This window comes from Mesorhizobium sp. C399B (assembly GCF_030323185.1).
Classification (GTDB): Bacteria; Pseudomonadota; Alphaproteobacteria; order Rhizobiales; family Rhizobiaceae; genus Mesorhizobium.
On record NZ_CP100472.1, the window covers coordinates 4,332,539 to 4,351,062 of the forward strand.

Consider the following 18,524-nt stretch of genomic DNA (forward strand, 5'->3'; position numbering starts at 1 on the left):
CGCAAACCGCGTGTTAAGGTCTGATCGTGTTTCGTCACCGTTTCGATAGTGAGCCGCCCTAGTCTTCTGGCGGGTGTATTTGAAGCAACTCGCCGGAGAGCTTCTCCTTCAACTGGTTCAGTCTTTCCAGGTTTGCGTTGAGGTCATCGGGCACCTCCTTTAGGCCGTGCGCGAGCACGCACGCGATCACAAGTCCGAAGTCGAGACAAGCGACCAGCGTCCGCAGCGTCTCGGTCTCCTCGGCATCGTAGATACCCGTCAGGTGGACAATCACGCGGTCACCCGCGTCCTTTGGTGGGTTGACGTGACGGTAGATCGATCTCGGGTTAGGGTGGGCGCCATGGTCGATGGCCCCATCGTAAGCGTCCATGATCCACTTCTCGTATCTAGGCGGGGAGGCCCCAGCATCGATCCGGACGGCAGCTTCCTTTACAGCAGACGTGAAGGCCCTGCGACTTTTCTTCAGCGCTTCCGCGCTGGCATGGCGATCTGACCAAGTCTTCTCCAAGTCATCGTTATCTTTCATCAGGTATGCGTAGCAGGCTGCCTCCAACGCCGTTCGGAACAAGGGAAACGTGGCTGCCGCATGGCCTGACAGCGCGATCCTCACGGCCGCGGTCCAAGTCATGAATGAATGCATCGACAGGAAGGCCTGGTGGGGTGACATCTTCATGTCGTCCGCCGTCCAGAGTTCACTCTGAAAAAAGCGGTAGTACTCCGCGATGGCAGCGACGAGCGGCGTCTCCGACCCCAGCAGCTTGCGCGTGGTATCGTCGCCAAGTGCGACATAGTCGCGAAGCGTGTGTTCGAGCAGAAACTTCATTACGCCTTACCGTCCTTGTGGAAGGCCGTGTTGAATCGCCACGACGCCCATGCGATGCCTCCCGCCGACACCAGGGTAGACAGCGACAGCAGCTGGTAGGCGACCGCGATCTTCTCACCGCAGCCGGAGTCTCCGCAGGTAGGTTCGACGGCCTCGTAGAGCGTGGAGAGCTGCTCCTGAAGCAGCCACACTACGAAGAAGAACACGCAGGTCGGAACGACCTTCGCCCAGTTGACGCGCCCCATGCCATCCCCCTTCCGTTGCTCGGCGCGACCATGACCGAAACGAGACCAAGAAATCGCACTACTGGATAATTGGCGCGCGTATCATATCGCCGAAACGGCTAGATCACGAACTCTGTTTCCAATAGGCGTTGTTCCGCGTACGCAGCTATTCACCGTCAACGCCGAGAAGCCGACATTCTGGAACCGGCCACTCCCGGTTGCGAGCGGTCATGCCAAACACCATAGGTGTTGCTCACTTAACGAATATTCGCGAATTTATCCGGACTGACATACATTCGGTCTATGTGGGGGGGGCGTAGTTGGCGACATGGACTTGCTTGAAGATAGTGTAGGCGAAGCGGGGTCGGTGAATACCACCGCCGCTGCTACTTCCGCCGGTGCTAGATACCGTGACGCCCTGCGGCTGCTCTTCATACTGGTTGCTGGCGCGGACGATGCCGATGAGCCTACTGAAGAAGGCGCGAAGGTCTTCAGGGCCGAAAAGCGGCTAATGGCTATGGATTTCCTTGTACGCTATCCGGACTATCTGGCTGACGCGCTGCTCGACATGGTCGAAGCCGAGGCGGATTTGGACCTTCTCGAACAGGTCGAAGGCATTTTCGAAGCTGATGAACCGTCCGTCAGGCTCGTGCGCATGGTCCGGTGGAAACGGGGCGCCTACGAGAACATCGAGGATGCCCTTTCCCTGCTGAGCTACTACGGACTCGTCCAGTCGATGCAGCTCAAAGGCGAGGACGGTAAGGTACGTCGCTATGAATACCTGATCTCGTCGAAGGCCGTCTCTTTCCTGGACAAGTGTGTGACTGACCATCCGACCTTGGCGTGGTACCGGGACCGGATGGTGCTGGTGATGCGGGTGGCATCCGGCAAGAGCGGTTCGGAGCTCAAAGACTGGCAATATGAGCATCCCACCTACGGCCAAACGCTTCACGGCGATCTCATCCCGAGCATTCGTGGGGAAGTCGAGAAACGCCTGCATGAGATTTCGGAGAAGCTGAAATGAGCAAGTCCGCTCCAATCCAATCCACCGAGAGTGGCTGGCTCCGCGCCATCGCGGAACGTTCCGCCGTCGAGGAGGGTGTCGCCAAGTCCGTCCTCCAAAAATACAATATCCAGCCCCAGACCACGCCGCCTCGGGCCAAGTCCTTGCGGTTCAAAAGCATCCGTGTCGCAGGTACGCGTGTCGAATCCGACCGTGACGGGCCGTTTGACGAGACTTGGGACAATCTCGGCACCGGCTTGTTCGCGGTGATGTCGGACCGCAATCTCCGCGGCAAGTCCTCGATCCTGAACCTGCTCTACGCCGCCATCAGGGGGGAGTTCCGGGGAAGGCTCAAAGCAGACGTGTGGAAGTGGCTGGAAATCATCGACGTTACCTATGAGATCGACGGCAATCTCCACCGTACAGAAGTGCGGAAGGATGTCGGAGAGGAGGACCCGGTCAAAGCGACTGCCCGCCTCAGCCGTTCGGCCGGCGACGGGAACTGGGTGGCGCTGTACGACGGTGACGCCGGCGAGGGGCTGAAGTCCCAAACCGAGCAGCTGATGATGGCTGAACTGACATTCCCGCCTATCTATGCACACAATTCAAACACGGGTGGTCATGCCCATGGCTGGCCGCTGATCTCGTCGGCATTGTTTCTGTCGAGTTCCACCAACGCCAAGGCGCTTTTTGGGGACGTCATGATCGACGGCATCCCGCTGCGCCTACTGCAACTGTTCATCGGGTTGCCTTGGGTCTCGACCTATAGCGCGGCGCTCACGGCGCAGAAGGAGGTCGAGGAATCCCGTTCCGTCCGTCCGGACAGGTCTGCCTTGGACAAGGAGCTTGCGAAGAGGTTGGAGGCGGTCGAAGGCAAGCTCGAAACCGCGAAGACCACCGCGACGAAGGTAGACGGTCGTGCTGATAAGCGCGTCGAACTGGACGAATTGGACGACCGGGTGGTCACGCTGCGTGAGGTGGCGGAATCCGCCCGCTTGGCTTTCGAAGCGGCTGACCTGTCGATGAAGAAGGTTTCGGAAAGCTTCGATGATGCCCGGCGGAGGGTGAAGCAATTAGAGGACGAGCAGTCAGCCGGCTATTCCTTCCGCAAGCTCAGCCCGTCGTGCTGCCCGGCCTGCGAGGCGTCGTACAAGGACGTCGTGGCCGCCGCTGAGTCAGCCGGGGACGGCAGCACTTGCCTCCTTTGCAAGAACGATATCCCTCAGGACACGGACGATTTCGAGGACGATCGCATCCAGCTGGCGAAAGACGAGGTCGACGCACTCGACACGTCATTGAAAGTGGCTAGGGCCAAGCAAAAAGCCGCGGAGAAATCGGCCAACGACGCCGTAGTCGAGCTGCGGAAAGTGAAGGAACGATTTTCCGCGCTGCAGCTGGACCTTGCCGTCAAGGTCCCTGATCCGGAGCTGGAGATCGTCCAACTCGAAGCGCAGGCCGCTCAACTTCGCGACCTCATGGGTGATGGAATCGAAGCTGCAAGCAAGGACGGCAATACCGACGATGCGGTCAAGATTCTTCGTGCCGCCACGGAGGTCACCAAGGAACTGATGACTGATAAGCAGTCTGAAGTCCTAAAGCAGATCTCGGAATCAGTGATGGTCCTGGCCCAGAAGTTCGGCATGCCCAACGTAACTGAGATGCAGCTGGATAACGGAGGTCGCCTCAAGGTCAGGCAGGGTGGAGCTACCGAATGGTTCAGTAACCTGACCATGGGTGAGCGGCTGCGCATCAAGATCGCCATGGCGCTCGCGGCGGTGGAGGTTGCAAGGGAACGGGGCCATGGCCGCCATCCCGGTTTGATGGTGATTGACTCGCCCGCGTCCGAGGAGGTCGTGGACAAGGACTTCGAGGCGATGCTCGATAGCGTGTCAACGGCGGCCTCGGAGATGGGCGATGTGCAGATAATCATCGGCACGACAGCGCGTCCTTCCGTAGAAGCTGTTGTGCCTATCGAGCATAGACTGCACGCTAAGGGCGACGACTACGTTTTCTAGCCGGTGGGGCATGGAACATCTTATCGAGTTGCTGCAGGCCGATGCTGGCGGATCCAGTGATCCGGGCTCCATGTCGGCGGACCGACTGCTCTCTGCGGTCCGGGAGCTGGCGCCCGGTGTGGACCGGGCCGATGGTTTCTGCTGGTTGTGCCGATGGATATCCGAAACCTCCGTCCAGTCCGTATTACTAGAGATGTTGGCGTGGACGGACGACGCGCCGGCATTGGCCGAGATGGTCGATTGTCTGGAAAGGATCGAGATACCGGTCGGGTTCGCCAGGCCGGCTTGGGATGGTCTCCGTTCCCACTTCGAGGATCGGAGCAAACATCCATGGGGGCGTTCTCACGCTCTGAGGGGGGCGATGCTGCTCGCGCAGGAAAACGCGGTGCTTGTGCGAAGGCTACAGGCCAGTATCCTCGACGTGTCGATGGACGACGATCCGCAATTCCTGCGTCACGTCGCCAAGGTGGCTGGCGCAATTCTACGTCGTTATCGTGATGCGGATTTCAGGTCGCTTCTCGAGCAATTGGCGACGCTGGATGCGGCCGCCGACGAGGCGTCAATGGAAATCGGGTTGGCCGAGCTGCGCGAAGGGCTGGCCGCGCCCACCGGGGACGCACTCTGGTCGGCCCTTGAGTCTGCCCGAAGCTGGTTCGAAAGATCCCTCGACAATAGCGAGCACCGTCCGGATGCAAAGCTCTACAAGCTTTGCACGACCTTCCTACTAACAGTGCAGGACGACGGGCTCCGGGCCGAAATGAAGGAGCGTCTGGCCGACCTGGAAACTGCGGCCATCGAATATACGGCGTTCGCACAGGCGCGCCACGCGTCCCATTCCTGGCTGGCAGTGTCCTCGAAGGAACGGTTTCATTGGCTGTCCATGGCGACGAAATTGGCGGCTCTGGCCAACTCCTTGACCAAAGAGGTCTGGTTAGACGTTGCACTCGTGATCGAGGACGAGCTGCTGTCGATTTTCTATCCGGGTAGCGCGGTTTTTGGTCTGCCATCCACGCCCGGCCTTGATGCTTCCATGCAAGACGCTACCATTCGCGGGCTGCGCGAACGCAGGTACTACCTGCAAGCGCTGGACGAGTGGTTGCAGGTCAACACCGACCACGGGAAAGCCGGGGCTGTCTTCGAGCTGCGCGAGACCCTCAAGGGGACGATGGAGGACACGCTTTATCGCCGCCCTTTCGACGCCACGACCACTAGCCGGCTGGTCGAGGTACTAGAAGATGCCGGCTTCAGCGAAGCTGTGGCACAGATGGGTGTTTCGGAACTGCGCATGCATGCCGACGCCAACGTTCTGGTCGCCGACCTTTGGCAACAGGTAATCAAGCAGTTTTCGGCACAACCGGACTATTCGAACTTCCTCGACGCACGGATGCTCGTGGAGTCATTGGTCGGCCTATTGCTGAAATTTTTGGACGCCCGGTCGAACATCGGTGTCAGCACCGATCCTGCTGCCGCCTATTTATTCGTGAGAAGCGGCAAGCTCCCGGTGGAGCATGACCTTCAGCTGGATTTTCTGAAGTTCCTGCAGACCGGGGGAGCGCCCACCTTTCAGGCCGAGGCGCGCGACCGCGGTGGTGGTCGCGCCGACATCGACGTTCAATTCCGCGGTGTGAAGACGATTGTCGAGGTCAAGAAGGACGACAACGTTCCAGACAACGCAGCCTTGTCCAAGCGCTACGCCGGACAGGCGACTGGCTATCTCACGACCGGTGTCCGCTTTGGATTTCTTTTGGTCCTCGATCTCACGGACAGGAAAGGGCACCAGCAGCATATTTCGGAGCGAATAACCGTAGAGCGAAAAACGCCCGCTGGATCTAGTACCGAGTACCTGATCGTCGTCGCCCGAGTTCAAGCGCTCCGGAAGACGCCGCACGATCTCAAGTGATGTTATATGGCAAAGTTGTTCCGAGCAGCTCCGCTGCAAACAGGCTGTTTAGGTCTATGGCGTCGCGCCTGTCGATTTATCTGACAGCCGCGCACCAAAATTTGAAACGAAAATAGGGGGATGGCGCGATGACCGAACGCAACTTGAGACGTTATACGAACCTGGCGTCGGCCCTTCACATCCTCCACAACCGCTGCCTGACTCTCCTCAGCCCTGACACCTGGGATGATCGGAACGACTCCTACTTCATGTCCGAGTACAAGCGGATCAAGGACGTCAAAACGGTACTCGCGATCTGCATTGCGGACAGAGAGGAGACCTACCACCACTGGCAGGTCTTCTCCCGCGGGGCGGATGGAGTCTGTATCGAGTTCGACCGCGAGGAGCTCCTGGCAGCGTTCAATAATGCCGAAGGCGTCACCCATCGGTACGTGAACTACGAACTGGTGGCGAATGCAAACTCGATGCAAGAGGTTGATCTAGAAATCTTGCCGTTCACCAAGCGGTGGCCCTATGGCGATGAGAAGGAGTACCGGGCGGTGTATGTAAACGCCGACGTGGAAATGCCGGCATTTCCCGTCCCAATCGCGCTCTCGGCCATAAAACGCATCAACCTCAGCCCTTGGCTGGCGCCGGCATTGGCCGAACCGGTCAAAAAGACATTGAAGTCAATTCCGGGATGCAGTGGACTGCTGATTTATCGGTCGACACTCATCGACAACAAGCCATGGCAGAAGCTTACAGGGCGTGTGGCGCCGCCGCCGACCGCGCCATAAAGCCAGGTGGGCCGCATCGACTGCGCTGTTAATAGTTGCCGTCTTGCAGCCCTGTCATACCGTCGGAAGGCAGCAGGCGCTGCTGATCAATCGCGCGGGCAGGACGACCGCGTTCTTCAACACGATTAGACCTTGCGTATTTGCTGTGGCGTGCCAGCCTTCTTCGCCCAGGGTGGCCGTGGCATAAAGGCCAAGAGTGTCGGGCGATCGATCCGGCCGAAATCAAAAGGGGTTGTGGGATCGCATGGCCGATGTTGAAGCTCCGCCAAAAGGACAGCAGGTCTTGCCTGAACTCGCACATGGCGATTGCGTGTTCGACCGTGACCATCCGTGGGATCACGTCCGAGGCGGGATAATCGGTGATCGCCAGGGAGTATTGCGCATCTGGCTGCCCGGGCGGACTGCAGAAGAACTCCTTGGACCCCCCTTAGACGTACCTGTCTCCGAATATTCGGGGCAGATCAAAATCAATGCGCTGATAGGCAATTTGGGCGGACGCCGGCTGCCTTTTGATCGGAGGCCGTACTTCGCCATCAAGTCGGCAACCCTTGATGTTCTGCGCGATGCGGATGGTCGCCGTCTGCCTCTGGACGAGCTGACCCGCAGGCTAAAGGAGAACTCAAGTTTAGCGCACGACCTCATCGATGATGCGTTGCGCATGATGATCGCGCAAGGCTCCGGAGCCGCAACGATCAATAAGGGTGGGGTTGTCCTGTACAGCCTCTCGTCAATGGTTTCCGAGCATTTCTCGCGGATCGACTATCTAGCAACCTTCGCCGACGAATTGCTTATCAAGAGTCGCCGCGTTGACCTTCTCATCCAGCATACCGGCACAGTGGGAAGCTATCGCGAGGAGATGTTACGCGCCCTTTTGCGCCAGATTGTCCCCCGCCGCTATGAGGTGAGCACAGGCTTCATTGAGTCCTGCCCAAGGCAGCTTGATATCCTCGTCTGGGATGCGGCTGAGTTTGTCCCGTTGTTCAGAGAAGGTGATGTTGTCGTGGTCCCCCGAGCCGCCGTGCGCGGTGTCATTGAGGTCAAGACCACCCTGAACACGAATGCCCTGGACGAGGCGATGGAGATCCTCTGGGACACCTTCAGGATAAGCCAGACCGCCGTTCCCGTGTTCAAAGGCATTTTCGCCTACGAAGCAGACTACGTGAGCGATGCGGCTGTGGCAGATCGGATGCGGCACTTCTATCGCAGTAGAGACCCAGACAAAATCCGGGAGCGCGAGCACTGGTACATGTATGCGGGTGTGAACATGGTGTGTGTCCCACAAAAGCTGTTCGTGCGGGAAACCTACAAAATCCCCGAAGACGAATCCCTATTCCCGCAACCCATCCTTTCCGGAGTGGTGAGCAGTTGGCCCGGCGACACCAAGACAGCTTTCTTCCTCGGCGGCCTGCTCTCCCATCTCGATCTATCGTCGGTGGCGAAGTCAGACGCGATCCGGTTATTTGATCCGCTTCTCAACACCATGAATCTGAATGATTTAGGCCCGATCTATGAGAATCCATGGCGCCCACGCACCGCGCTGCCCGGGATGGAAGCCTTGTTCGATCCTGATGGCGCAAGGACCTATGTGCAGCGGGTTCAGGACTTCCGGCAAGGCAAGATCGGCAAGGACGACATCGCCAACGGTTTATTTAGGCAGCTGAACCGCACCCCTCGACTGAATGAAGAACCCGCAACGTCGGGTCCCAAAAGCGCCACAGCCGAAGGCGCTCCGGCTGAAAGGCCACTGCCAGAAAGCTAGGCTTAAACGGAGGCTATGCTTTGGTCAGCGGCCTATTCTATCTGCCGACCGTCGTTTCGGCACTTTCTCTTGCGCGCGTCTCGCACGGGCGACGTCCCGCTCGATCTCTGTCAAGCGTTGCCGCGACTGCTCGACTGTGTCGTTCGCGTTCATGCTGCGAGAATGCTCAGCTATCGCTGACAGCGCTGCATGATGTGTGCTTCTTGCATCTCAACAGACAGCTATCCACTCTTACGGCTATGAATTCGCCTTCGGTGGCCTGATGACCTGTGCCAGATGCGGTTGCGCGGTAGTGGCCGAGATCAAAAAGGGCAAATACGTCTACTACCACTGCACGGGCCACAGCGACAATGGCCGCGGCGGCTATGCCGAGTGCCGCCGCAAGTATGTCCGCGAGGAGATCCTGGAAGAGACCTTTGGCGCCTTGCTGGACAAACTCCATTTCGATGAGGAGGTGCTGGATTGGGTCCGCGACGCGCTCAAAGCCAGCCACGCCGATGAGCGGAAGGAACAGGAACAGGCGATCCTGCGGTGCCAGAAGGAATACAAGCGCCTCGAGGATCGGCTTCAGGCAATGTACCTGGACAAGCTCGACGGGCGCATCGACAGCGCCTTCTACGATCGAATGTCAGCGCAATGGCGGGTCGAGCAGACGCGCCTACTCCGTGAGATCGAGCGGCATGGCGAGGCCGAGGAATCATACATGGAGGATGGCGTGCGCTTGCTGGAGTTGGCGCGCAACGCCCGCCAACTGTTCGCTCGGCAGGCTCCAGGTGAGAAGAAACGGCTTCTGAATCTGCTGCTGTCGAACTGCACCTGGGACGACGGGGAGGTTCGCGCTGTCTTTCGACAACCGTTTGATTTGCTTGCCGAAACGACTGCGGCTCTGTCGAACCAGCACCCACGAAGGTCCGTCTCGTCCAAAGGACATCCAATTTGGCTGGGGTTCCTGGAAGCATTTCGAACTTTTCTGGATCGCGCCTCAGCCCGAATTGCATGTGCTTATGACGGAAATTGGGACATTAGATTCGGCATTGGGAAAAATTTGAGAAGGTTTCGACTTTTTCGCGCGCGCTCGCCCGTTCGTGCACGTCAGCGCAGACCTCCGAGAGTTCACGTGCTGTACGTCCTCTATGCGCCCTCTTATCGGTCGTTCACCGCAACCATTCTCGCTCCCGAACCTTGCCGTTCGTTCATCTCTTCGGTTTGACTGGCCGATTCGGGAACTCTGCTGGCTAACTGCTATTTGTGGTTTATGGAGGAAGTGTCCAATGACAAAGGAGCGGCTTCTTAAGCAGCCCAGATCGGGTAAGATGAAGGCACACCACGCCGCCGTTGATCGGCTTTGCTCGGCTGCTATAAAGTCGTTCGATCAGGTCGGCAGTTGGCGAGTGTCAATGCGTTCCGGGATCGAGGGAAGGCGAACGACGAGTTCGAGTTGCCCCCCGATCGCCTCGACGCAGCTTTTAAGTGTAGACAAGTACATGTCGGCTTGTTTCTCGATCTTCGAGACCGAAGGCTGCTTGATCTTGAGGACCGAAGCGATTTCGGCCTGAGCCTTTCCAGCGGCACGCCGCAAAATCGCCGAGACTCTCGACTTCTCCCCTTAACTCTTCGAAACGCGCGTCGACCCGCTCCCGACGATCCTCGGGGAGCGCAGCGATTAGGTCGTCAAGCTTGCGTCCCATCACTTCTTCTCCTTCTTCGCCGCCGCCAAACGGTCGAGATGCCCTTGACAGCGCTTGTCCGCCTTGACGATCAGACTTTTATAGAAGCGCTTCTCACTCACGCCCGACTTATCGCCGGCGATGAGCAGGATCGCCTTCCGCTTCCGGTCGAATGCGAACGCAACCCGCCAGACACCATCATCAGCGTCGAAGCGAAGTTCTTTCATGTTCGCGAACGACGAGTCATTCAAGGTATCCGCATGCGGTCGCGAACACACCGAGCAGCCTAGCCGAGGCCAATAGCTCATCTTGGACTGTCTAGTGCAACGCCTCGAACTCCCCATCGAACTCATCGCCAAAAACGACTTCCCAAGCCATATAGCTCCTGGGCTAGTGGTCAACAACATCATCAAGCTGCCGAACGATAACTGCGGCCGAAACAAGGTACGCGCGGCCGACGATCATCCGGCCGCCGCTGGCACGACTGGCAATTCGCGACCTGTCTGCGCTATGGAGCGGCATCGTCACCGGCGTTCTGACGGGCATGGCCGGCGCGTAGCTGTCGCTTGCCCAGAATGCCGGCTTGTCGTGAAGGATATGACCGCCAGCAACGGTCCCATCGCGCCGGCAGCGCTCACCGTCGCCAAATGGAAACCGGTGCCGGCGAGGTTCGCATGTCTGGCGGCGAAGGTCAGGTGGCCCGGAGGTGAAGCCGGCGAGGTGCTTGCGCTGGTCCATTCGTAATCGTGCGGAGGACCGCGCGCGCCGTGCATCGCATCTCTCGTCCCGCTGCGCTGCTGAGGCCTCTTCTGCCAGGAGGTCTAGGTTTCGCGCTTCGGGCCGAGCAGGAACACTATGAGGGCAGCGACGAACGTGGCAACAGCACTGTAGGCAATGGCACTGGTAACCCCGGCATTGTCCACCAATAGTCCGCCGAAAATCGCGCCGGCAGCGATTGCCACTTGGAATACTGTGACCAGCAGCACACCGGCGCTTTGGGCCTGCTCGGGAACGGCCCTCCGTACCATCCACGTCTGCAATCCCACTGGCACCGCGCCGAAGGCAAACCCCCACGCGTCAACAGCAATCGCCGAGGCCAAGGCCGATGCTCCCGCCGTCAGCAGCGAAACAGCGGATATCGCTATGAGCAGCGGTGCAAGGGCCGCGACTGCCTTGAGACTGTACTCGGCCAGAAGCCCGCCGGCCAAATTGCCGAAGAATCCGCCGATGCCAAAAGCAAGCAACACAAGCGAGATCGTTTCTACATCAAGCGCGGGAATCTTCTCGAGGAAGGCGCGGATATAGGTGATTCCGGCGAAGTGGCCGGAAGCGACCAGCAGGACGACCAAAAGCGCAATTTTGACCATCGGAATCTTGGCTACATCCAGCAGGCTGCGGAAGCTAGCCACTCCAATCGGAGGCAGTCTCGGAATGGTTATGAGTTGCACCAGCAGTGTAGCCGCGCCGCCGACTGCGGCGAGTATGAAGGCGCTTCGCCATCCCCAGATATCGCCGACATAAGCTCCGATTGGAGCTGCGCAAACGGTAGCCACCGAAACGCCGGTGAGGATGATCGACATAGCGCGCGCCAGGAGGTGGCTTGGAACGAGCCGCATCGCCAGTGCTGCCGACATCGACCAGAAGCCTCCGAGCGCTATGCCGAGCACGACGCGTGCAGTCAGGAGAACCGCCAGCGACCACGCGCCGGCCGCCAGAAGGTCGGACAGGATCAGCAGCAGCGTCATCGCCCACATGACGGTCCTGCGGTCCAGGCGCTTTGTGATGATGGCCACCGTCGGCGCCGAGATCGCCCCGACGATAGCTGTCGCCGTCATCGCCTGTCCAGCCGCTCCCTCGCTGATACTGAGATCATGCGCGAGGGGCGTGAGCAGGCTGACAGGCAGAAACTCTGCCGTGACCAGCCCGAAGGTGCCCAAGGCAAGCGAAACGACGGCACCCCATGCGGGACCAGACGGTGGGACGGGCTTTTCTGGGTCGTGCAGAACAGCGTCCATGACGCCTGCTGCGGATCGGGTCATGAACGAAGTCTCCACTTTGATGCAATGCAACGTGATGTTGGCTACCTTGACCCAAATCTAAAAACACAAGCGCATTTCCCGGCGGCGTTGCACGGAGGAGGGGATGTTCATTGCTTCGCGATATTTCGTGACGGTGCGGCGCGCAACATCGATACCGGTTTCCTTCAGCCGGACAGCGATGTCCTCATCGGAAAGCACGTCGCCGGGAGATTCTGCGGCAATGATCGCTTTGATCCGATGCCGGACAGCTTCGGCGGAGTGCGCATCGCCGCCTTGGCAGGACGCGATCGCGACGGTGAAAAAATACTTCAGTTCAAAGACTCCGCGCGGGGTAAGCATGTACTTGTTCGAGGTCACCCGGCTTACCGTCGACTCGTGCACGCCGATCGCGTCAGCGACGGTTCTAAGATTGAGAGGCCGCAGGTGGGCGACGCCATGTTCCAAAAAGGCATCCTGCTGACGCACGATTTCAGCCGCAACCTTAACAATCGTCTTGGCGCGCTGATCGAGGCTGCGGATTAGCCAGTTCGCGTTTTGCAAGCATTCGTCGAGAAATGCTTGATCTTTCGAATTTTGGGCAGTTTGACGTGTGACTTCGGCATAGTAGGTTTGGTTGATCAGCAGCTTTGGCAGCGTGGCGGGATCAAGTTCGATCTGCCACCCGCCTTGCGGCGAGGGCGTGACCCAGACGTCGGGTATGATTGATTCAGACGCACCGGATTCGAATCTGTTCCCAGGCTTGGGATCGAGCGCCCGAATTTCATGCATCATGTCGAGAAGGTCTTCTTCATCGACGCCGCAATGCTGCTTCAGCGCCTCAAAATCGCGTCGCGCAAGCATTTCAAGATGGGCAACCAAAGCTGCCATTGCCGGGTCGAGCCGATTTCGCTGGCGCAACTGAATCTCGAGGCATTCTCTGAGACTTCGCGCAAAAACTCCCGGTGGATCAAATTGCTGCAAGGTTCCGAGAACCCGTTCCACAACAGCCTCATGGACATTCAGGCTCTCGGCCAGCTCCAAAAGGTTTGCCCGAAGATAGCCAGTGTCTTCCAGATCGGCGGCAAGCTGGCCAGCGATCAGCCGCTCCTGTGGTCTGAACGCAGTGAGGGCGATCTGACGAGCGACATGGTCGTGCAATGTTTCGGCGAGGGTGGCAAACTCGTCGAGGGAAGGGCCATTGCCGGGCGGGTTGTTGGTCGTGTTGCGAAGTGATTTCCATTGCCCGAGCCGTTCAGGCGAACTTGCCCCGGTCGGTCCTTCAACGGCGTTTGCGCCAGGGCCGACAGGCTGATCCGCTCCCGAAATCGAAACGTCGTCAAAAGGCCCGCCATCGCTTGATGCAGATTCCAAGAGCGGGTTCTTCTCAATTTCCCGCTCCACGAACTGATGCAGTTCAGTATGCGCCAGTTGCAGCAAGCGAATCGACTCAATGAGTTGAGGCGATGCCACCATGGATTGCTTCTGGCGCTGAAGCAGGCTTGCTGAGGATTGCATGGTGAGCGCGATAATCCTGTCGAGGAGCCTCTTGGGACCGGCAATGGCACCAGTGAGACGTTTTCTAGGTCAAGCGGCGGCTTTCAGCGTTTCGAGAACGTTTTGCGGGGACGAGACGCCATACGGGTCGGCCTCGCAGTTGTCGGAGAAACCTTCCTCCTCGAACCAGTGCTCCACCACGCCATTGTTGATCAGGGCGGCGTAGCGCCAGGAGCGCATCCCGAAGCCGAGATTATCCTTGGCGACCAGCATGCCCATTTTGCGTGTGAACTCGCCTGAGCCATCGGGAATGAGCTCGACCTGCTTCAGGCCCAAGGACTTCCCCCACGCATTCATGACGAAGGCGTCGTTGACTGAGAGGCAGTAAATCGCGTCAATTCCCTCCTTCTCAAACTCATCATAGAGCTCTTCGAACTTGGGCAATTGGTAGGTCGAGCAGGTCGGCGTGAAGGCGCCAGGCAGCGAGAACAGGATGACCCGCTTGCCGGCAAAGTAATCGTCAGATGTCTTTTCTTCCCAGCGATATGGATTTGGCCCCTGGACTGACTTATCGTGAACGCGCGTGAGAAAGGTGACGAAGGGAACTTTCTTTTGAACTGTCATCAAGTTGCTCCTAAAGAAGAAAACTGCCGTTGAATTCTGGCATAGGCTGGCGCAATTCCGAGCAAAGGCTCGTATGCTCGGGCACGGAATGAGGGCCTCGGCGGCTCGCAACTTCCTTTTCCATCCCGACGTATGGGAACGTCTTGGCGGCTGGTCTTGGCCACGCGAACGCAATCGATCTGGGCGAGCTGGAGACCGTCGAGCCGCTTGCTTTCCACGGCTATGGCGCCGGAAGCGGGATCGGTCACCCGCGATCGTGCCCGGGGAAAAGGGATAGCGGCCGGAAGTAGCCAATATCGCAAGCATGTGGCGACCTGAAATGTCACTTCACGCAGACTCGGGTCACTGGACTGGTTCAGCGTGTTGTCGATATATGGCAGTGACCCGCCGGCCTTGGCTTGGGTGACCCTTTGACGGGGCCCTTGGGCACTCCCATGCTGAACAGAACCGGTAAACGGCATTTGCGCGAGCGGCCCGTGTTGGCGTGCCGGCATCGGACCAGCCATGCGCAAAGCGGCCACCGAGAACGGCCTTCCGGAGGAGACGATGTCCCGATGTTCAGCGGGAACGGGCACCGTCTCCTCAGGCCACTGTCTAGAGCTTCGCGCGTCGGGCATGGTGCAAGTCGCTTTCATCGTAATTTGATGGTGCTCTAACCAGGAGCAGCAAGCGGCGTGCCATTTCAAATAGAGGTGCTGTTGGACCGCCCCCTTCTTCTCGGAGGCCGTGTCTTAGAAGACCGGGAGCGCGCTATGCCGCCTCGTCACATAGGCAACAACGATGCTGTATGGTGCGGATATTCGGCGCTTCAGCCCCGGCTGGGCAAAGAAGAACCGGAAGCCGAGCCGATGCACCACCTGAGGCTGGCGGGCACTCCAGTCGTAGCGTGTGCCGCTAGCGTTCATGGGTGCGCAGCACGGCTATCGCGAACACGCGCCTGTCGCAGCAACATGAGCGCGCGCTCTTGGGCAAGCGCCTAGGCGCCGTGAGGATCGAATTCCCCAATCGTGTCTGTTTGCCGCCCTCTTATGTTCGAAACTGGACCAGAATGTCGCAGGCCCGACCTAAAGGTCGCCCGAGGCGTTCTGTCCGACACTGTTCCGTCGCCTTTGTTGGCCCGCGACACCGGCTTATTTCGCCTAGCTCTTCTCTGGCCTCAGGCTAAGCCGCTGAGAAGCTGCCACGATTTTTTTCTGCTGCGGCCAAATTGGCACGAGATTTGAAGCACCTTCGTTGCGGGCCGGGAGCCGCCGACCGACTTTCATTTCGTGGATGACACGAATGGAACGAAGAAAGAAAAGCAAAATGTCAAATCTGCGTCGGATAGCGTCTCTGGGCAGGGGGCCTCGGCGAAAGCCCTTACCCAACAGCTCGCCGCCCTTGTCGACGCTTGCGCAGGAAATCTTGGCCGGCGGCGAGTCAAAGGCCCACCACACGGACTTTATCCTGACCTCGAAGGTACAGGATAATGTTCTGCATCTCGCCGCGCGATGTGCCTAGACAGTTACGCGTTAGCCGATCTTGATAATCGGTCTGCCTCCGGACGACGTCGTCTATACGCCGTCTTAGGTCTTCGCTGCCGCAGCGCCCGCCGGTCACCTTCCGCCCTTCCATCGCTTATAGAGTGAAGTGCCACCCATGTCCGAACAACCTTTGCCGACGCTGCCGATGTGGCGCGTCGATCACATTGAGCCCTCGCCCGAGATGTTGGCGCTGCGGGCCAACGGTCCGATCCACCGCGTGCGCTTCCCGTCCGGGCACGAAGGCTGGTGGGTGACAGGCTATGACGAGGCCAAGGCGGTGTTGTCCGACGCGGCGTTCCGGCCCGCGGGAATGCCGCCGGCGGCATTCACCCCGGATTCGGTGATTCTCGGTTCGCCAGGATGGCTGGTCTCGCACGAGGGGGGCGAGCATACGCGGTTACGCACGATCGTGGCGCCGGCCTTCAGCAACGGCAGGGTGAAGCTGCTCGCGCAGCAGGTCGAGGCGATCGCCGCGCAGTTGTTCGAGACGCTGGCGGCCCAGCCCCAGCCCGCCGATCTGCGGCGCCACCTCTCCTTTCCGCTTCCGGCCATGGTCATCGGCGCGCTGATGGGCGTGCTCTACGAGGATCACGCCTTTTTCGCCGGGCTGTCCGACGAGGTGATGACGCATCAGCATGAAAGCGGCCCGCGAACCGCGTCGCGCTTGGCCTGGGAAGAACTCCGCGCCTACATTCGCGGCAAGATGCGGGACAAGCGCCAGGATCCGGGCGACAACGTGCTGACGGATCTGCTCGCGGCGGTCGACCAGGGCAAGGCGACCGAGGAAGAGGCGATCGGCCTGGCGGCGGGCATGCTGGTGGCGGGGCACGAGAGCACCGTGGCGCAGATCGAATTCGGCCTGCTGGCCATGTTCCGCCATCCGCAACAGCGCGAACGCCTGGTCGGCGATCCATCCCTGGTGGACAAGGCGGTAGAGGAAATCCTGCGCATGTACCCGCCCGGCGCCGGCTGGGACGGCATCATGCGCTATCCGAGGACCGACGTGACCATCGCGGGCGTGCATGTTCCCGCGGAGAGCAAGGTGCTGGTCGGCCTGCCGGCGACGTCCTTCGATCAGCGCCATTTCGACGACCCGGAAATCTTCGACATCGGACGTGACGAAAACCCGCACCTGGCGTTCTCCTACGGGCCGCACAACTGCATCGGCTTGGCGCTGGCCAGGCTGGAACTCAAGGCGGTGTTCGGTTCGATCTTCCAGCGCTTTCCCGCGCTGCGCCTGGCCGTGGCGCCCGAAGAACTGAAGTTGCGCAAGGAGATCATCACTGGCGGGTTCGAGGAGTTCCCGGTGCTCTGGTGATGCGCGGATGCCACCAGGAATCGCGATGTTCTCGAATTGCCGGCGCGCCTGCCGCGCGCCGATCAGATCAGCCAGCCGAGGTGACCAAGATGGACGTGCAAGAAACCATGGCAGCATGCCGGGACGCCTTCGCCGAACTGGCGTCGCCAGGGTGCATTCAGGACCCGTATCCATTCATGCGGTGGTTGCGCGAGCACGATCCGGTACATCGCGCGGCGTCGGGCCTCTTTCTGTTGAGCCGCCACGCCGACATCTACTGGGCGCTCAAGGCAACGGGCGATGCTTTTCGGGGGCCGGCGCCAGGCGAACTGGCGCGCTATTTCCCGCGGGCGGCGACCAGCCTGTCGCTAAGTTTGCTGGCGTCCACTTTAGCGATGAAGGAACCACCAACGCATACGCGTCTGCGCCGGCTGATCTCGCGCGATTTCACCATCGGCCAGATCGACAAGCTGAGGCCGACCATCGCTCGCATTGTCGCAGCGCGCCTGGACGGCATGGCGCCCGCACTGGAGCGCGGGGAGGCAGTGGACCTGCATCAGGAATTCGCGCTGGCCTTGCCCATGCTGGTTTTCGGCGAACTGTTCGGCATGCCCCGGGACGACATGTTCGGGCTCGTCGCCGGCATCAGCGCCATTCTGGAAGGCCTGAGCCCGCACGCCAGCGATCCCCAACTCGCCGCGGGGGACGCGGCCAGCGCCAGGGTGCAGGCCTACTTCGGCGACCTCATACAGCGCAAGCGCACCGATTCCCGCCACGACATCGTGTCAATGCTGGTCGGCGCACACGACGACGATGCCGAGACGCTGTCGGATGCGGAATTGATCAGCATGCTTTGGGGCATGCTGCTGGGCGGCTTCGCCACCACTGCCGCGGCCATCGGCCATGCGGTCCTGGCGATGCTGGCGTATCCCGAACAGCGGCACTGGCTGCAGGGCGATGCCGTGGGGGTGAAGGCTTTCGTCGAAGAAGCCCTGCGCTATGAGGCGCCCGCCATGTTCAGCTCCATTCCGCGTATCGCCCAGCGCGACATCGAACTGGGCGGCGTGGTGATCCCGAAGAACGCGGACGTGCGCGTTCTGATCGCGGCCGGCAATCGCGACCCGGACGCCTTCGCCGATCCCGATCGCTTCGATCCCGTGCGGTTCTACGGCACCAGTCCTGGCATGTCGATCGACGGGAAGATCATGCTGACCTTCGGCCATGGGATCCACTTCTGCCTTGGTGCGCAACTGGCCCGGGTGCAGTTGGCCGAGAGCCTGCCGCGGATCCAGGCGCGCTTCCCCACGCTGGCATTGGCCGAGCAGCCGACCCGGGAGCCCTCCGCGTTCCTTAGGACGTTCCGCGCCCTGCCGGTGCGGCTGCATGGGCAGGAGGGCTGAG

Annotated in this window: 16 protein-coding genes; 9 read left to right on the top strand and 7 right to left on the bottom strand. The window is 59.9% G+C overall.

Annotation, left to right across the window (positions count from 1 at the left end; all coding sequences use genetic code 11):
* Nucleotides 1–58: 58 nt before the first annotated feature.
* Complete coding sequence (locus NLY36_RS20715; RefSeq protein ID WP_023736324.1) at nucleotides 59–823, bottom strand: hypothetical protein; 765 nt, start codon at nucleotides 821–823, stop codon at nucleotides 59–61.
* Complete coding sequence (locus tag NLY36_RS20720; RefSeq protein ID WP_023736325.1) at nucleotides 823–1,068, bottom strand: hypothetical protein; 246 nt, start codon at nucleotides 1,066–1,068, stop codon at nucleotides 823–825. The genes NLY36_RS20715 and NLY36_RS20720 overlap by 1 nt, the downstream gene beginning before the upstream one ends.
* Before the next feature lie 307 nt (nucleotides 1,069–1,375).
* Here NLY36_RS20720 and NLY36_RS20725 point away from each other — a divergent pair, with 307 nt between their 5' ends.
* The 6 genes from NLY36_RS20725 (at nucleotide 1,376) to NLY36_RS20750 (ending at nucleotide 9,710) form a co-directional block, all read left to right on the top strand.
* Nucleotides 1,376–2,071 carry a hypothetical protein gene (locus NLY36_RS20725; RefSeq protein WP_286461350.1) on the top strand — a complete coding sequence of 232 codons (696 nt, stop codon included), beginning with the start codon at nucleotides 1,376–1,378 and terminating at the stop codon, nucleotides 2,069–2,071.
* On the top strand, nucleotides 2,068–4,065 hold the full coding sequence (locus NLY36_RS20730) for an ATP-binding protein (RefSeq protein ID WP_198020853.1): 1,998 nt from the start codon (nucleotides 2,068–2,070) through the stop codon (nucleotides 4,063–4,065). Before NLY36_RS20725 ends, NLY36_RS20730 begins: the two co-directional genes overlap by 4 nt.
* Before the next feature lie 10 nt (nucleotides 4,066–4,075).
* Nucleotides 4,076–5,965, top strand: a complete 1,890-nt coding sequence (locus NLY36_RS20735; RefSeq protein WP_023736328.1) for a CRISPR-associated endonuclease Cas1 — start codon at nucleotides 4,076–4,078, stop codon at nucleotides 5,963–5,965.
* Nucleotides 5,966–6,093: 128 nt separating this feature from the next.
* Nucleotides 6,094–6,741: a DUF2971 domain-containing protein gene (locus NLY36_RS20740; protein WP_023736329.1), complete on the top strand. Its 648-nt coding sequence runs from the start codon at nucleotides 6,094–6,096 to the stop codon at nucleotides 6,739–6,741.
* A gap of 244 nt (nucleotides 6,742–6,985) precedes the next feature.
* Complete coding sequence (locus NLY36_RS20745; protein ID WP_023736330.1) at nucleotides 6,986–8,500, top strand: DUF6602 domain-containing protein; 1,515 nt, start codon at nucleotides 6,986–6,988, stop codon at nucleotides 8,498–8,500.
* Between the two features lie 292 nt (nucleotides 8,501–8,792).
* Nucleotides 8,793–9,710 (top strand): recombinase zinc ribbon domain-containing protein, encoded by a 918-nt coding sequence (locus NLY36_RS20750; protein ID WP_245260279.1) that lies wholly within the window; start codon nucleotides 8,793–8,795, stop codon nucleotides 9,708–9,710.
* A 162-nt stretch (nucleotides 9,711–9,872) separates the two neighbouring features.
* On the opposite strand, the gene NLY36_RS31765 is transcribed toward NLY36_RS20750, so the two are convergent.
* Both NLY36_RS31765 and NLY36_RS20760 read right to left on the bottom strand, forming a co-directional pair.
* Nucleotides 9,873–10,079, bottom strand: coding sequence for an XRE family transcriptional regulator (locus NLY36_RS31765; RefSeq protein ID WP_023736332.1), 207 nt, complete (start codon nucleotides 10,077–10,079; stop codon nucleotides 9,873–9,875).
* A 108-nt stretch (nucleotides 10,080–10,187) separates the two neighbouring features.
* Nucleotides 10,188–10,418 carry a type II toxin-antitoxin system RelE/ParE family toxin gene (locus NLY36_RS20760; RefSeq protein ID WP_245260280.1) on the bottom strand — a complete coding sequence of 77 codons (231 nt, stop codon included), beginning with the start codon at nucleotides 10,416–10,418 and terminating at the stop codon, nucleotides 10,188–10,190.
* 70 nt (nucleotides 10,419–10,488) lie between these two features.
* Here NLY36_RS20760 and NLY36_RS20765 point away from each other — a divergent pair, with 70 nt between their 5' ends.
* Complete coding sequence (locus NLY36_RS20765; protein WP_156933230.1) at nucleotides 10,489–10,911, top strand: hypothetical protein; 423 nt, start codon at nucleotides 10,489–10,491, stop codon at nucleotides 10,909–10,911.
* Nucleotides 10,912–10,988: 77 nt separating this feature from the next.
* Here NLY36_RS20765 and NLY36_RS20770 read toward each other — a convergent pair whose 3' ends face one another.
* The 3 genes from NLY36_RS20770 to NLY36_RS20780 all read right to left on the bottom strand — a co-directional run bounded on the left by NLY36_RS20770 (nucleotide 10,989) and on the right by NLY36_RS20780 (nucleotide 14,303).
* Nucleotides 10,989–12,206 (bottom strand): MFS transporter, encoded by a 1,218-nt coding sequence (locus NLY36_RS20770; protein WP_286461352.1) that lies wholly within the window; start codon nucleotides 12,204–12,206, stop codon nucleotides 10,989–10,991.
* Nucleotides 12,207–12,263: 57 nt separating this feature from the next.
* The gene (rpoN, locus tag NLY36_RS20775; protein WP_023736334.1) at nucleotides 12,264–13,700 is read right to left on the bottom strand and encodes an RNA polymerase factor sigma-54; all 1,437 of its coding nucleotides are present in this window, start codon (nucleotides 13,698–13,700) and stop codon (nucleotides 12,264–12,266) included.
* Between the two features lie 69 nt (nucleotides 13,701–13,769).
* Nucleotides 13,770–14,303 carry a peroxiredoxin gene (locus NLY36_RS20780; RefSeq protein WP_023736335.1) on the bottom strand — a complete coding sequence of 178 codons (534 nt, stop codon included), beginning with the start codon at nucleotides 14,301–14,303 and terminating at the stop codon, nucleotides 13,770–13,772.
* A gap of 1,638 nt (nucleotides 14,304–15,941) precedes the next feature.
* Between NLY36_RS20780 and NLY36_RS20785 the strand changes: the two genes are divergently transcribed.
* The gene (locus tag NLY36_RS20785; RefSeq protein ID WP_023736336.1) at nucleotides 15,942–17,144 is read left to right on the top strand and encodes a cytochrome P450; all 1,203 of its coding nucleotides are present in this window, start codon (nucleotides 15,942–15,944) and stop codon (nucleotides 17,142–17,144) included.
* 89 nt (nucleotides 17,145–17,233) lie between these two features.
* Nucleotides 17,234–18,523: a cytochrome P450 gene (locus tag NLY36_RS20790; RefSeq protein WP_023736337.1), complete on the top strand. Its 1,290-nt coding sequence runs from the start codon at nucleotides 17,234–17,236 to the stop codon at nucleotides 18,521–18,523.
* Nucleotide 18,524 lies beyond the last annotated feature (1 nt).

Bases quoted from the DNA above. Each gene is read 5' to 3' on its own strand.
- NLY36_RS20715 (WP_023736324.1), bottom strand. From the start codon at position 823: ATGAAGTTTCTGCTCGAACACACGCTTCGCGACTATGTCGCACTTGGC.
- NLY36_RS20720 (WP_023736325.1), bottom strand. From the start codon at position 1,068: ATGGGGCGCGTCAACTGGGCGAAGGTCGTTCCGACCTGCGTGTTCTTC.
- NLY36_RS20725 (WP_286461350.1), top strand. From the start codon at position 1,376: ATGGACTTGCTTGAAGATAGTGTAGGCGAAGCGGGGTCGGTGAATACC.
- NLY36_RS20730 (WP_198020853.1), top strand. From the start codon at position 2,068: ATGAGCAAGTCCGCTCCAATCCAATCCACCGAGAGTGGCTGGCTCCGC.
- NLY36_RS20735 (WP_023736328.1), top strand. From the start codon at position 4,076: ATGGAACATCTTATCGAGTTGCTGCAGGCCGATGCTGGCGGATCCAGT.
- NLY36_RS20740 (WP_023736329.1), top strand. From the start codon at position 6,094: ATGACCGAACGCAACTTGAGACGTTATACGAACCTGGCGTCGGCCCTT.
- NLY36_RS20745 (WP_023736330.1), top strand. From the start codon at position 6,986: ATGGCCGATGTTGAAGCTCCGCCAAAAGGACAGCAGGTCTTGCCTGAA.
- NLY36_RS20770 (WP_286461352.1), bottom strand. From the start codon at position 12,206: ATGACCCGATCCGCAGCAGGCGTCATGGACGCTGTTCTGCACGACCCA.
- rpoN (WP_023736334.1), bottom strand. From the start codon at position 13,700: ATGCAATCCTCAGCAAGCCTGCTTCAGCGCCAGAAGCAATCCATGGTG.
- NLY36_RS20780 (WP_023736335.1), bottom strand. From the start codon at position 14,303: ATGACAGTTCAAAAGAAAGTTCCCTTCGTCACCTTTCTCACGCGCGTT.
- NLY36_RS20785 (WP_023736336.1), top strand. From the start codon at position 15,942: ATGTCCGAACAACCTTTGCCGACGCTGCCGATGTGGCGCGTCGATCAC.
- NLY36_RS20790 (WP_023736337.1), top strand. From the start codon at position 17,234: ATGGACGTGCAAGAAACCATGGCAGCATGCCGGGACGCCTTCGCCGAA.